This window comes from Cohnella kolymensis, assembly GCF_000829465.1.
Classification (GTDB): domain Bacteria; phylum Bacillota; class Bacilli; order Paenibacillales; family Paenibacillaceae; genus Cohnella; species Cohnella kolymensis.
The window spans coordinates 703,433-717,549 of sequence record NZ_JXAL01000001.1 but is presented as its reverse complement, the minus strand read 5'-3'; the positions used below and the strand labels follow the sequence as shown (position 1 = coordinate 717,549).

Below are 14,117 nucleotides of genomic sequence, written 5' to 3'. Positions count from 1 at the left end.
GAACAGGCGGGAAGCGTAAGCTTCCTGCTTTTTTTGTGCCATCGGCCGAGACAACGGGTGTTTGTCCGATTGCCGGGGCAGGAATACGTGTATACTATACATAAACGAGGTGATACGGAGTGCCGATATGCACAGAGCAGGAGCTGCTCGATTTCATGCGGGAGACCGCTTATAAACCAATGACGTACCAGGAGCTGGAGAAGCATTTTGGCATAGAGGATGCGGCTGAATTCAAGCAATTTCTGCGCATGTTGGCCGAAATGGAACAAGAGGGCAAAATCCTGATGACGCGTACCAATCGTTATGGCGTGCCTGAGCGTATGAATCTGCTGCGCGGCCGCATACAAGGTCATCCCAAAGGTTTTGCGTTCCTGATCCCGGAGGAAGAAGAACATCCGGATGTCTATATTCACGCGAACGATATGAAAGGCGCGATGAATGGAGATATCGTTCTCGTACGGGTGACCTCCAAAAGCGAAAACGGAAAAATGGAAGGCGAAATCGTGCGGATCGTAAAACGTGCGGTCACACAGGTCGTCGGGCTGTTTAGTAGTCATGACAGCTTCGGATTTGTCGTGCCCGACGACAAGAGGATTAATAAAGATATCTTCATCCGCGCTGAAGGTTTCAAGGGAGCTGTAACCGGTCAGAAGGTGGTCGTGAGCATTATCCGCTACCCGGAAGGCCGATCCGCGGCTGAAGGTGAAATTATAGAAATCTTAGGACACAAAGATGATCCCGGTGTCGATATTCTCAGTATTATCCGCAAGCACGGATTGCCGGAGGAGTTCCCGGAAGAAGTGTTGGCGGAAGCGCAGGCCGCTCCGGATTCCATATCGGATGACGAGATCGTTCGGCAAGGAAGACGGGATTTACGCGACAAAGTGATCGTTACGATCGATGGCGAAGACGCCAAGGATTTGGACGACGCGGTCAATGTAGAACGTCTGCCTAACGGGAATCTGCTGCTGGGTGTGCATATCGCCGATGTGAGCTATTATGTGCGTGAGAAATCACAGCTCGATGAGGAAGCTTACAACCGGGGCTGCAGCGTTTACCTGGTCGACCGGGTCATTCCGATGCTGCCGCACCGTTTATCCAACGGGATCTGCTCCTTGAACCCGAAGGTGGATCGGCTGACGATGTCGTGCGAGATGGAATTTGATCCGAAGACGATGCGCCGTGTCCGACATGACGTGTTCACCAGTGTCATTCGAACGACCGAGCGCATGACATATACCAATGTTCGTAAAATATTGACCGATCAAGACCCTGAAGTGATGGAGCGCTACTCCGGACTAGTGGAAAACTTCCGGCTGATGGAGGAGCTCGCAATGGCGCTGCGGCAGCAGCGGATGCGCAGGGGCGCCGTCGATTTCGACTTCCAGGAATCGAAGGTAATCGTGGACGAGCAGGGTAAGCCGGTTGATATCGTGAAACGTGAGCGTTCGGTCGCGGAGCAGATTATCGAAGAGTTTATGCTCGCGGCTAACGAGACGGTAGCGGAGCATTTTCACTGGTTAAAGGTGCCGTTTATTTACCGTATCCACGAAGATCCGGATGGCGAGAAGCTGATGCGTTTCATTCAATTTGCCGGTAATTTCGGGTATGCGGTGAGGGGCCAAGGGAATACGGTACACCCGCGCGCACTTCAGACTTTGCTGGAAGAAATCCAGGGCACGAAGGAAGAAACGGTTATCAGCACGATGATGCTGCGGTCGATGAAGCAGGCCAAATACGATTCCGAAAGCCGCGGCCACTTCGGACTTGCGGCGGAATTCTACACGCATTTCACGTCTCCGATCCGGCGTTATCCCGACTTGGCTATACACCGGGTGATGCGGGAGGTTTTGGAGAATGGAGGCGCCCTTCCGGAAAACCGATATGACCAGCTGGCGGCACGTATGCCCGACATTGCGGTGCAATCTTCTGAACGGGAACGTGTAGCGGTCGATGCTGAGCGCGATACCGAAAAGCTGAAAAAGGCCGAATTTATGCTTGATAAAATCGGTGAGGAGTTCTCCGGCATTATTAGCGGCGTCACGAGCTTCGGTATGTTCGTGGAGCTGGAGAATACGGTGGAAGGCCTTATTCGTCTCAGCGATTTAACGGACGATTATTACCATTTCCATGAACTGCATATGGCGTTGATCGGTGAGAGGACGTCCAAGGTGTACAGGATCGGCGACGAAGTGAAGATTCGTGTCGCCCGAGTGAATATGGATGATCATACGATCGACTTTGAAATGATGGACATGAAATCCCGCGGCGGAAAAGTAAGCCTTGTCGGCAACCGGGCTCCGTCGGGCGTGATCGTAAGCGCAAGAAACGCGGCGCAGGCGGCGGTTTCGCTGCAGGCGGGCGTGTTGATCGCGGAGGGCGGAGCGAGCGGGGCGGCAGCGATGCAGGGCGCGCCGGCGGAGGCCGTAATGCAGGTGCCGCCAAAGCCGGGCGAGGCCGCAAGACAGGTCCAGCCGAACCGGCGGGAACCGGTGTTAAGAGCGGCTCTGCAGCCCCTAGGCGGAGCGCCAAAACGGTCGTCGCCGAAAGGGAGGCTCCTCCGGCAAAGGGAGCTAAAGGCGTGGACATGTGGGGACTTCCCGTGTCGGGGAATTACCCTCGGGAACCGGAAGAGAAGCCAAGCAGACGTAGAAAGTCGAAGAAATAAGCCTCAGCGAGCCAACCGGTAGATGTGCCGGCTGGCTCATTTTTTTCAGGAGCAGCCCTTCGATACCATTTTACAAACTTCGCCGTATCTTATAGGATAGAACTTAATGTGTACGAGTATGGCGGGGTGGGAATAGATGAAGCAGTTATATCATGTACTGGGAGCGAAGCAGCTCGTGAGGGACGAGCTGGAGGAGCTGTTCGAATCTGCTCGGGCCATGGAAGAAGTCGTCGCAGCCGGCGGGGATCGACGCTATGAAGGACGCATTATGACGACATTGTTTTTTGAGGCGAGCACGCGCACCCGCTTATCGTTCGAATCCGCGATGCATCGACTGGGCGGGAGTGTCATCGGCACGGAGAACGCCGGTCAGTTCTCCTCCGCGATTAAAGGCGAAACGCTTGAAGACAGCATTCGGATACTGAGCGGCTACAGCGATGTTATCGTGATGAGGCATACGGAAATCGGTGCGGCTAAGCGAGCGGCGAAGGTGGCGGGCGTTCCCGTCATCAACGCGGGCGACGGGGCGGGCGAGCATCCGACTCAGGCGCTGCTTGACGCCTATACGATCAAGAAGGAGTTCGGACGCATCGACGGGTTGAAAATCGCGATGGTCGGCGATCTAACTTATGGTCGCACCGTCCACTCACTGAGCTATATTTTGGCTAATTATCAGGATGTCATGATTTACTATATCGCTCCAGAGAATGTGCAGATCCCGGTTAACGTGAAGAGGTACCTGGACGAAAAAGGGATTGAATACATGGAGACAGACGATTTGGACGCAGTCGCGGGTTCGGTCGATGTTCTGTATCAGACGCGTATTCAGAAAGAACGCTTCCCATCGGTGGAGGAGTACGAAAAGGCTTCCGGCAGATATATTGTGGACGCCGAGCTGATGAGTCGAATGGGACGCGAATCCATTGTGCTCCATCCGCTCCCTCGTGCAGGTGAGATAACCGAGGAAGTGGACGCCGATCCTCGGGCCGCTTACTTCCGCCAGGCAGTTAACGGGCTTTATATTCGTATGGCGTTAATCGATAAGTGTCTCGGCGGCAGCAGATAATGCGGCTTCCGGATGAAATAAGCCGCTGCGAGCGGTTTAAATGAGCGGAACCCGTGCTCCATGACGGAATAAGCCGCTGCCAACGGTAATATTGATGGTGCCGCCGCGCGCGTGCTATAATGAATGTCCGAACAGAAGGAGGATGAAGGAAAATGGGCAAGAAAGACCAGTTCGACAAACCGCTTGCACAAAATAAAAAAGCGTCCCATGATTACTTCATCGAGGAAACCTATGAAGCGGGCATGGTATTGACGGGCACGGAAATTAAATCGCTGCGCACCGGCCGGGCGAATCTCAACGATGCGTTCGCGACCATCCGAAACGGCGAGATTTTTCTGCATAACCTGCATATCAGTCCGTTCGAGCAGGGGAACCGCAACAACCCGAGCGATCCGACGCGTGCACGGAAGCTGCTTCTGCATAAGGTGCAGATCCACAAGCTGCTCGGTCTTTCCAAGCAGGAAGGCTACACACTTGTGCCGCTGCGCGTATATGTGAAGAACGGGTATGCTAAAGTTCTGATCGGCGTCGGTAAAGGTAAAAAGCAGTATGATAAACGTGAAGCAGCGGCTAAGCGTGATGTTCAACGCGATCTTCAGCGGATTTTACGGGAGAAGCAGAAGGTCAGCATGCCGAAGTAATTCGGGTGCCGGCGGATCGGCATTGTGTGGCAGCATTGCCAGTAATCGTTTAGGTATTTCGTTGCTATTCATGGTATAATAATAAAGCAAGCTCATGCATTATTCTTATTATCCGGGGCCGTTTATGGATTCGACGGGGATAGTTCGAGCGTGGGTAGCGGGTAGTAGGGCTGCGTCTGCTTCACTAACGCGGAAACCTATTAAACGGCAAACAACAACCAACTTTAGCAGCAGCCTAAGAAACTGATCTGCTAAGCTTCTACTCTCCATCGCCCATGTGGCGGGATAGGGGCTCAACTTTAGTGGGATACGCTGTCTAGTCTCCGCCTGGGGCTAGCTGAAGAAGATAATCAGGCTGACCCGAAGGGAATCCGGTGACGGGGAGTCTCTAGGGTGACATCAAATCTGTCACTACACCCGTAGAAGCCTATGTGGCGTTGTCTTCGGACAGGGGTTCGACTCCCCTCGGCTCCACCATAAGAACACTGACCGCACGAGGTCAGTGTTTTTTTGTGGAGAGAATTGGGGAGTCGCCCCGGTCCGAAGGAGGACATTGGGGTTCGATCGCACGGAGGTCTGCAAAGCAGACCGAGTACGCAATCCAATTCTACCTCTAAGCTTGTCATCGTCGAATAAGCTTCGTGAGCAAGTTAAATCAGGAATTGGATACTCCCCTCGGCTCCACCATGTAAATCCACAACCGCGTGAGGTTGTGGATTTTGCATTTAGTTATTATCACTTTTCAGTACAGGAAGCGTTTACGAAAATAATTTTTAATGACAGTACGTATGATTATACGTATAATAATGTGTGTAAAGAACATAATATATAGGAAAGGATGTGTCAAAGGTGGGGATGATATTGGAAAGGGAAGTTGGAATGAACATGGCCGATGAGACTAAGACGCGGGTTCTATTTGGTCGTGACCAACTGGTAAATACCGCGACGATTTCTCGACACTTCAGTAAAATTAAAGCTCTTGCTAACATAAAACCTTTGTTTATTACAGACAATGGAGAAGTGAATATGGTATTACTTAGTTATGATGCCTATGAGCAAATGTTTAAGAGGCTTAAAGAGCTTGAAGAGGAAGTGTTGGAATATCGTGAGGAGGAAGCGAAGAGGGAACCGGATAGTTTGGTGGAATGGCGTTCCATTCGTCGCGTTGAAAATGAGGAGTAAATAAACAATCGTCGGTTTGTCGTAAAGTTTTGTAGAAAGGCAGCCGAAGAATACTCAAAGTTAGATGGAGCTATCCTTAATGAAGTGGACGAGGCACTTCAATCACTTGAGCAAAGGGCAGACGCAATAGGTAAGGTGCTCGGTAAAAAACGAAGTGTAGATCTGACTGGATCAAAAGAGAAGAAGCTTCGGAGTTCAGGGATTAGAATTATCTATATTATCTCCAATGATTTTCGGGAAGTTGAAGTGCTGCAAATCGTGGAAGTCCTACTAGTAGATTTTAAACGTAAAGATTATGATGTTTACCGAGATGCACTTGAGCGTCTTCAACGGTATTGGAGAGATGGATTAGAGGACAAAGAAGATGGTTCACTTTACTGGAACCTCAATGAAGACAACCCTATAGATTTAAATGAGCCTAGCATGATTGACCAGATTTTTAATGAAAATTTTGATAACCTTGACGAAGAAATAAAGGATAAAATTATTGAATTATTTAACCATGGCGATGTCATTGGTGCATACGAAATTTGGAGAGACGCAAATGGTCAAGGCTTTTGAAAATGTGTCAGGGTAACTTGATGTTCCTTGTTCCGCCTGTTATTCAAACATAGCTTAAGCTATTCCTCCAAACATCCTCAGCATCAAACGGCGAAGGATTGTGGTTTTGCACAGCCACGGTTCGGCCCCACTATAAGAACACTGACCGCACGAGGTCAGTGTTTTTTTTGTGGAGAGATTGGGGAGTCACCCCGGTCCGGAGGAGGACATTGGGGTTCGATCGCACGGAGGTCTGCAGAGCAGACCGAGTACGCAATCCAATTCTACCTCTAAGCTTGTCATCCTCGAATCAGCTTCGTGAGCAAGTAAAAGCAGGAATTGGATACTCCCCTCGGGGGAGAAATCGACCGCCCACTTTTAATTTTACGCCATAGAGTAAAAATTTGCATTTTAAAAGTAAATTATTATGTTGCTTTTTAAAGTAAAGGATATTACTCTATAAAGTAAGGAGGATGAAAATATTGGAGGATATTCGACTTAATGTTCCGCTTCTTCGCCAACGTGTTCCAAATTTGACGAGTGCTGCTCGATCAGTTGGTCTGCGTTCTGCGACGGTTTCAAACTTATGCACTGGAAAAATTCCAGTAGGTCGTGCAGAAGTTCGTACGCTTGTAGCATTAGCCTCTTTGGCTAAATGCAGCTTGGATGAATTGATTCTAATTGGGGAGGAAATTGAAATGATTGAAACTGGGATTAAAACCTTAGATTTGTTTGCACCATTAGTCAAAGGGGGAACCGCGGGATTAGTAGCCCGCCCGAAGATGGGCCAGTTAGTTGTACTTGCTGAGTTATTTTATCGATTGAAACAACAAGGCTATGTGACCGTACTTCTTAAGCCAGAAGGGGACCATCCCGAAATTGAAGATGTGGCAGGAGATGCAGAAATAGTCTGCAATAGCGTGGACGAAGCTTTTACACAGATTAGTAATATCGGCTCCACCAAGGATGTAGTTTTGTCAAGTGATCGCTCCCATGTCATTAGCAATGAGATCTACAATTTGCAGAACCGTCTGCATAAGTCTGGTGTCGTTTCATTAACCACTTTGCTTGTAGATCTTAAAGGTGAAGCCATCGACGAGGGATTACCTTACGGACCGCTTGAAACACTATGGCAATTCGACGCGGACTTGGCGGTTAGACATATCTATCCTGCTGTGAACCCAGTGCTCTCCACCTCCGAAATTATCGAGGGTGCCGATACGGACTCCCTTCATCAATCGATCGGACAAAAGGCCAAGAAATTACTGCGTCGTTACAAGGAATTGCGATTTTTGGTTCAAGTACACGGCATGGAAGCGCTTCCTAATGCCGAAACACAAACCTTTATGCGAGGCGAGAGGCTCGAAGCCTATCTCACGCAGCCACTATACGTAGCAGAAGCTTTTACAGGGACAGCAGGAGTTAACGTTTCCCTGCAAGAAGCTTTGCAAGATGTTCAACGAATTCTAGATGGTGACGTGGATGAGAGAGACACTAAAGAATTAATGTATATCGGTCGGTTACAATAACGAATCAAATTGATTATCAATTTGTACGCCATTTTACATAAATAGGATCAAGAGGACAGTTGGGTTCGATCGCACGCGCCGGCGGGGATGCGGCGGTTCGACATCAGGCTTTGAAGGATCATCCCGGTGATGACAAGAAGGATCCCCGCCCAAGATAAAGCGGATGGCAAGGCAACGGAAAGGAAGAGTCGCTCCATAGCAAACGTAAAAACGACCTCGCCCGATTGCGTCGCTTCAACGGCTGCCAGCCGATGTGCGGAGCCGCTGGCCATCCCCGTCGCGGAAAAAAAGAGAACGGTCGCGATGACGCCTGCAAATATGGCTACAAGCAGCGACTGGCTGATCTGTCCTGCACCTGGCGGCCCGCTGCGCACGAGTGTATAAACCGCCAGCAGGATCCACACCGGCAGACTGGCAAGTGTCATGCCGAGTATGCGCTGATAGACGTCCAGCTGACCCTCGCACGCCTCCATCATTTTCCTATTGCCGAGCGGATATGCGAAAGCGGCAATTACGACGGGCACGACGCCCGCAATCAAATCCCCCGTCGAGATCTTCCCGGCCTGCTGCAACTGCATAATGCCAACACCCAGCAAGATTAGGAGAGACATGACCAGTCCCGTCCACGGAATTTTTTCTCTCACCTTCATGGGACCGCCGGGTGTCGGGATCACCTTGTAAAACAAAGGGGAGAGCAGCGAGCCCGCAATGATGGTCACCTGCCATGTCCCCGCAATGACGGCTCGTATTCGGCCGCATAACACACCGGCGCGTACATTACTCCGAGTCCGACTGTACTCCATCCGATCCATAGGCCAAGCCGCTTCTTCATGTCCGACAGCAGAGCTCCCAAACCTTTTCTATAAACGACAATAATCAGAAGGAAAGGAATCATGAACAGAAATCGCAGCGAAGCGCTCCACATCCAGCTGCCGCCGGACAATGTCATCGCCTGATTCATGACAAAGGTGAAGGAAAAAAAGAAAGAAGCCAAGATGCCGTATACAATAGGACGCATTTAAGCCAAATAGGCCTCCTTGACTTGCTCGTTGCTAAGCAGCGATTTGGCTTCGTCTTCCATCAGAATTTCGCCGGTTTGGATCACATAGCCCCGGCGGGCGACTTGGAGCGCTTGATAGGCGTTTTGCTCGACGAGCAGAATGGTCATCCCGCCGCGGTTCAACTCCTGAATGATTTCGAAAATTTGCTCGACCAGGATCGGTGAGAGACCCATGGAGGGTTCATCCAGAAGCAGGATCTTGGGCTGCATCATCAACGCGCGTGCGATGGCCAGCATTTGCTGCTCTCCTCCGCTCATTGTTCCGCCCTGCTGATGGTAGCGTTCCTTCAATCGGGGAAAATAGGCAAAAGCCCGTTCCGTTCGTTCCCTAATCTGCTTCTTATCTTTGACCGAGAATGCTCCCATCTCCAAATTTTCCTTGACGGTCAGCCTTGGGAAAATGCGCCGGCCTTCCGGTACATGCGCGATGCCTTCGAGCGCAATCTGATGCGGGGGTTGGGCTGAAACATCTTTCCCACCGAATAAGACTGAGCCTTGAATCTTTACCTGGCCGCAAATCGATTTGAGCGTGGTGGATTTGCCGGCGCCGTTCGAACCGATCAGTGTAACGATCTCTCCCTCATCGACCGTAAGAGAGATTCCCTTCAACGCTTCGATAACCCCATAAAAAGCGTGCAACCGGCGAAGCTGCAGTAAACTCATGAGACCACCTCTTGTTCGACAGCGCTCTTGCCTAAATAAGCTCAATCACTTTGGGGTTCGAGCGAATTTCGGCAGGAGAGCCCTCTGCGATCTTGATCCCGTGATCGAGCACCATAATATGCTCAGACAGATCCATCACCAATTTCATGTCATGTTCGATTAAAATAACCGTCATATCCAAATCGAGTTGAATTCGCTTGATGAGTCCGATCAACTCTGCCGTTTCGCGCGGATTCATCCCCGCCGCCGGCTCGTCAAGCAGCAATACCTTCGGCTTGGTCGCCAGCGCTCTGGCTATTTCCAACCGCCTTTGGGCGCCATAGGAAAGGCTGTCCGCTTGTTCGTTCAACAAGACTTCATTCGACAATATAACAGTATATGTTATAAAAAGTAACATATATCTACTCGGTTAGTGGAATAAGAGCTCGATTATTAGTATCTATCTGTCGAAATCACTCAGTTTTTTCGCAGATTTGAAAATTATTCGTTGACCACTCTTGGAGAATATTGTTTATAATGGAAACAGTAACGCAACAACCGAATATGCGGATGAAGGCAGCGGGAGAGATTACCGCTTCTGAACAGGTAACGCCGAAGGAGTAAGCCTCCGGGTGAATCTCTCAGGCAAAAGGACCGTTGCTGGACGCAACTCTGAAGAGCATCCCGGGCACGGGATCACCAACGGGGAAACTTTCGGCGCATGTGCATGCGTCGGAGGGTAACTCTCAGGTACCAAGGACAGAGCCGAAGGAACGAGAAGCGCACGATGCGCGTTTTTCGACTACCCTTCAGACCTGTCTTTTTTTGTGCACTCATAACTGGAAAGAGGGTGATGGAATGAGTCAACTTCAAAGGACACCGCTGTTTCCCTTTTATCAAAAAGAAGGCGGACCGGCCGCGCGCTGTATCGATTTCGGAGGATGGGAGCTGCCCGTGCAGTTTTACGGCATTGGGCGGGAGCACGATGCGGTTCGCATGAAGGCGGGTCTGTTTGATGTATCCCACATGGGTGAATTTGAAGTATCGGGTCCGCAGGCCGAATCGTTCGTGCAGCAAATGACCACCAACGACGTGTCCCGGCTGGCAGCCGGGCAGGCACAGTACACGCTGATGTGTTACCCGGACGGCGGGGTCGTGGACGACCTTCTGGTGTATAAGCGGTCAGCGGAACATTTTATGCTCGTTGTGAACGCCTCCAACATCGCCAAAGACTTTGCCTGGCTGAATGTCCGGCTGCCGAAGGGCGCGGAGCTGCGAGACCGTTCGGAGACAACCGCGCTGCTGGCGCTTCAAGGCCCTTTGTCGGAATCCATACTCTCCCGTCTCGCAGACGCCGACTTGGCAGCGCTTTTGCCTTTCCACTTCCTTGATGGCGTCGAGGTTTGCGGGAAGAAAGCGCTAGTGTCCCGTACCGGATACACCGGGGAAGACGGGTTTGAGATTTATTGCGGCGCTGCGGATGCGCCTCACTTATGGGAACAACTGCTCACGGCGGGGGAGCCGGACGGTCTCATCCCCGCAGGTCTCGGCGCCCGCGACACGCTTCGGTTTGAAGCGCGGCTGCCTCTGTACGGACAAGAGCTGTCCGACACGATCTCTCCGCTGGAAGCCGGTCTCGGAATGTTCGTGAAGCTGGATAAAGGGGATTTTATCGGCCGGGATGCATTGGCTGAACAGAAGACGAAAGGTCTCAAGCGCAAGCTAGTCGGCATTGAAATGATTGACCGCGGCATTCCGCGCGCGCATTACACCGTTCATGCGAATGATCGGCAGATCGGAGAAGTGACGACAGGCACCCAATCCCCCACGCTCAAACGAAATCTGGGACTTGCTCTTCTGGACATCGCACATACCGGCCTGCACAGTGAGGTGTGGGTGGATGTACGCGGCAAAATGTTGAGAGCAGAAGTGGTTTCCACCCCTTTCTACAAGAGAAGCAAACCAGCGGATAAAGGAGAGAAACCCGGATGAAACACCGATATTTGCCGATGACGGAACGGGATCAAGGCGAGATGCTCACAGCGGTCGGCGCCGAATCCGTGGAGGATCTGTTCGCGGACATTCCTGCGTCGATCCGTTATCAAGGCGTGCTGCCGATGTCATCCGCGCTCGATGAGCCAAGTTTGCTGAAGCATATGCGAAAGCTGTCCGAGCGCAACGCCGATACCGACCGGTATTCCAGTTTTCTCGGAGCGGGCATATACGATCACCATATCCCCGTCGTCATTAACCATGTGCTTTCGCGATCTGAATTTTACACCGCCTATACGCCGTATCAACCGGAGATCAGCCAAGGCGAGCTTCAGGCCATTTTTGAATTCCAGTCGTACATTTGCGAATTGACAGGCATGCCTGTTGCCAACGCCAGCATGTATGACGGCGCAACGGCGCTGGCAGAAGCGGCCGCCCTGGCAAGCGGCGCGACCAAGCGCAAGCGGATTGTGGTCAGCCGGACCGTGCATCCCGAAGCTCGCGAAATCGTTCTTACGTCCGCCCGGGGTTTGAATCTCGAGGTGGTGGAGGTCGATTTCCGGGATGGCGTAACCGACCTTGAGCAGCTCCGGCAAGCGGTGGATGAAAATACCGCAGCGGTGCTGGTGCAGACGCCGAATTTTTTCGGATGCCTTGAGGATATCCGGTCGATCGAGCCGCTCATTCATGCGCAAAACGGACTACTCGTGGTAAGCGTCAATCCGTTGTCTCTCGGCCTGCTCGAAGCACCCGGCGCGCTTGGTGCCGATGTCGTTGTCGGCGACGCGCAGCCGCTGGGCATTCCAACCTCGCTCGGCGGACCGACTTGCGGCTTTTTCGCGGTCACACAAGCTTGATGCGCCGCATACCGGGCCGGATTGTCGGTCAGACAACGGACCGGGACGGAAAGCGCGGGTTTGTGTTGACCCTGCAGGCGAGAGAGCAGCATATCCGCCGGGAAAAAGCCACCTCGAACATTTGCTCCAACCAGGCGCTGCTTGCGTTGTGCGCGTCTGTGTATATGTCGGTGATGGGCAAAGCCGGCATGCAGGAAGTGGCCCGTCAGAACATGAGCAAGGCGCATTACGCGTCCGGCCGGTTCCCTTCCGGCTCCAAGGCCTTCACGGAGCCGTTCTTCAACGAATTCGTCATCAAGTTGCCGGAATCCAGCAATATCCCATCAGTGAATGCTAAGCTGCTCAAGGCCGGTTACATTGGAGGATACGATTTGGGAAGAGACTATCCGGAGCTCGCGGGCCATATGCTCGTGGCTGTTACGGAGCGCAGAACGAAAGGCGAAATCGACGATTTCGTCCGCGAATGGGAGGCCAGTCTATGAAGCCGGAAAAAGCGCTCATTTTCGAATTGACTCAGCCGGGCCGGGTCGCTTACTCGGTGCCGGATTGCGACGTTCCCGAAGTGGATCCCGCCTCCGTCATTCCCCATGGGATGCTCAGAGCCAAACCGGCCGAACTTCCGGAGGTCTATGAAGTCGACGTCATCCGGCATTACACGGAGCTTTCGCGCAGAAACTTCGGGATCGACAACGGCTTTTATCCGCTGGGCTCCTGCACGATGAAGTACAATCCGAAAATTAACGAAGACGTCGCCCGCTTCCCCGGATTCGCCAAGATCCACCCCTATCAGCCGGAAGAGAGCATCCAAGGCGCGCTGGAGCTTCTGTTTACTCTGCAAAATGATCTGGCCGCGCTGACCGGCATGGACCAAGTGACGCTCCAGCCGGCTGCCGGCGCGCATGGGGAATGGACCGGATTGATGCTGATCCGCGCCTATCATGAAAGCCGCGGCGAGAAGCGGACGAAAGTGATCGTACCCGATTCCTCGCACGGCACGAACCCGGCCAGCGCCACGGTGGCGGGCTTCGAGACGATCACCATCCCGTCCAACGACCTGGGATTGGTGGATTTAGAAGAGCTGCGTGCCGCGGTAGGCAGCGACACGGCGGCGCTTATGCTCACGAATCCGAATACGCTCGGACTGTTCGAGCGGCAGATCGAAGACGTCGCCAAAATCATCCATGACGCGGGAGGTTTGCTCTATTACGACGGCGCGAATTCCAACGCCATTATGGGCATCACTCGACCGGGAGACATGGGCTTTGATGTTGTGCACTTGAACTTGCACAAGACAATGAGTACGCCGCATGGCGGCGGGGGTCCCGGCGCCGGACCGGTCGGGGTCAAGAGCAGGCTCGTCCCGTTCCTGCCCAAACCGGTCGTCGGACGAACGGACGACGGCGTCTATTACTGGGACACCGACCGTCCGCAATCGATCGGCCGGGTGAAGGCGTATTACGGAAATTTCGGTATTTTGGTCCGCGCCTATACGTATATCCGCACATACGGACCGGAAGGCTTGCGCCGCGTTTCCGAAAACGCCGTTCTCAATGCCAATTATATGATGCACCGGCTCGCTCCTTATTTCGAGGTTCCGTATCCCGGCGTCTGCAAACACGAATTCGTGCTGTCCGGCAAACGGCTGAAAGCGTTCGGCGTTCGCACGCTGGATGTGGCCAAACGGCTGCTCGATTTCGGCTATCATCCGCCAACCGTCTATTTTCCGCTTAACGTCGAGGAATGCATCATGATCGAACCCACGGAAACCGAAAGCAAGGAAACGCTTGATGCTTTCATCGACACGATGATTCAGATCGCGCAAGAAGCGGAAACCGATCCGCAGCTCGTCATTAACGCGCCGTACACGACTGTGGTGAAGCGGCTGGACGAAGCGACGGCCGCCCGCAAACCGGTGCTCAATTGCTCCTGCTGACTTGCGA

General features: G+C 52.5%; 8 protein-coding genes, 1 other RNA gene, 4 pseudogenes and 1 riboswitch. Of the genes and pseudogenes, 10 read left to right on the top strand and 3 right to left on the bottom strand.

Annotation, left to right across the window (positions count from 1 at the left end):
* Positions 1–125: 125 nt before the first annotated feature.
* The 7 genes and pseudogenes from rnr (at position 126) to SD71_RS03400 (ending at position 7,626) form a co-directional block, all read left to right on the top strand.
* Positions 126–2,668 (top strand): annotated as a pseudogene (gene rnr, locus SD71_RS03425) (ribonuclease R).
* Positions 2,669–2,804: 136 nt separating this feature from the next.
* A complete protein-coding gene (pyrB, locus tag SD71_RS03420; protein WP_041059417.1) occupies positions 2,805–3,734 on the top strand; it encodes an aspartate carbamoyltransferase in 930 nt (309 codons plus the stop codon).
* Between the two features lie 152 nt (positions 3,735–3,886).
* Complete coding sequence (gene smpB, locus SD71_RS03415; protein WP_041059416.1) at positions 3,887–4,375, top strand: SsrA-binding protein SmpB; 489 nt, start codon at positions 3,887–3,889, stop codon at positions 4,373–4,375.
* 114 nt (positions 4,376–4,489) lie between these two features.
* Positions 4,490–4,852, top strand: a transfer-messenger RNA (tmRNA) gene (ssrA, locus tag SD71_RS22835).
* A gap of 384 nt (positions 4,853–5,236) precedes the next feature.
* Positions 5,237–5,557, top strand: a complete 321-nt coding sequence (locus SD71_RS03410) for a type II toxin-antitoxin system Phd/YefM family antitoxin (protein ID WP_161793323.1) — start codon at positions 5,237–5,239, stop codon at positions 5,555–5,557.
* 84 nt (positions 5,558–5,641) lie between these two features.
* Positions 5,642–6,118 carry a hypothetical protein gene (locus SD71_RS03405; RefSeq protein WP_041059413.1) on the top strand — a complete coding sequence of 159 codons (477 nt, stop codon included), beginning with the start codon at positions 5,642–5,644 and terminating at the stop codon, positions 6,116–6,118.
* Positions 6,119–6,579: 461 nt separating this feature from the next.
* Positions 6,580–7,626, top strand: coding sequence for an ATP synthase beta subunit C-terminal domain-containing protein (locus SD71_RS03400; protein WP_041059410.1), 1,047 nt, complete (start codon positions 6,580–6,582; stop codon positions 7,624–7,626).
* Positions 7,627–7,799: 173 nt separating this feature from the next.
* Here SD71_RS03400 and SD71_RS03395 read toward each other — a convergent pair.
* From SD71_RS03395 to SD71_RS03385, 3 genes and pseudogenes are all read right to left on the bottom strand, one after another.
* A pseudogene (locus SD71_RS03395) lies at positions 7,800–8,521 on the bottom strand (DMT family transporter); the annotation flags it as partial.
* 123 nt (positions 8,522–8,644) lie between these two features.
* Positions 8,645–9,349: an ABC transporter ATP-binding protein gene (locus SD71_RS03390; protein WP_041059407.1), complete on the bottom strand. Its 705-nt coding sequence runs from the start codon at positions 9,347–9,349 to the stop codon at positions 8,645–8,647.
* Positions 9,346–9,704 (bottom strand): annotated as a pseudogene (locus SD71_RS03385) (ABC transporter ATP-binding protein C-terminal domain-containing protein); the annotation flags it as partial. The gene SD71_RS03390 and the pseudogene SD71_RS03385, both read right to left, overlap by 4 nt.
* A 194-nt stretch (positions 9,705–9,898) precedes the next feature.
* A riboswitch (glycine riboswitch) is annotated at positions 9,899–9,995 on the top strand.
* 191 nt (positions 9,996–10,186) lie between these two features.
* Here SD71_RS03385 and gcvT point away from each other — a divergent pair.
* The 3 genes and pseudogenes from gcvT (at position 10,187) to gcvPB (ending at position 14,110) form a co-directional block, all read left to right on the top strand.
* Positions 10,187–11,320 (top strand): glycine cleavage system aminomethyltransferase GcvT, encoded by a 1,134-nt coding sequence (gene gcvT / locus SD71_RS03380; protein ID WP_041059405.1) that lies wholly within the window; start codon positions 10,187–10,189, stop codon positions 11,318–11,320.
* Positions 11,317–12,659 (top strand): annotated as a pseudogene (gene gcvPA / locus SD71_RS03375) (aminomethyl-transferring glycine dehydrogenase subunit GcvPA). Before gcvT ends, gcvPA begins: the two are co-directional and overlap by 4 nt.
* On the top strand, positions 12,656–14,110 hold the full coding sequence (gene gcvPB, locus SD71_RS03370; protein ID WP_041059403.1) for an aminomethyl-transferring glycine dehydrogenase subunit GcvPB: 1,455 nt from the start codon (positions 12,656–12,658) through the stop codon (positions 14,108–14,110). The pseudogene gcvPA and the gene gcvPB overlap by 4 nt, the downstream one beginning before the upstream one ends.
* The last annotated feature ends 7 nt before the right edge of the window (positions 14,111–14,117 follow it).

Coding starts and splice junctions, on each gene's coding strand:
- gcvT (WP_041059405.1), top strand. CDS start 10,187: ATGAGTCAACTTCAAAGGACACCGCTGTTTCCCTTTTATCAAAAAGAA.
- SD71_RS03390 (WP_041059407.1), bottom strand. CDS start 9,349: ATGAGTTTACTGCAGCTTCGCCGGTTGCACGCTTTTTATGGGGTTATC.
- pyrB (WP_041059417.1), top strand. CDS start 2,805: ATGAAGCAGTTATATCATGTACTGGGAGCGAAGCAGCTCGTGAGGGAC.
- gcvPB (WP_041059403.1), top strand. CDS start 12,656: ATGAAGCCGGAAAAAGCGCTCATTTTCGAATTGACTCAGCCGGGCCGG.
- smpB (WP_041059416.1), top strand. CDS start 3,887: ATGGGCAAGAAAGACCAGTTCGACAAACCGCTTGCACAAAATAAAAAA.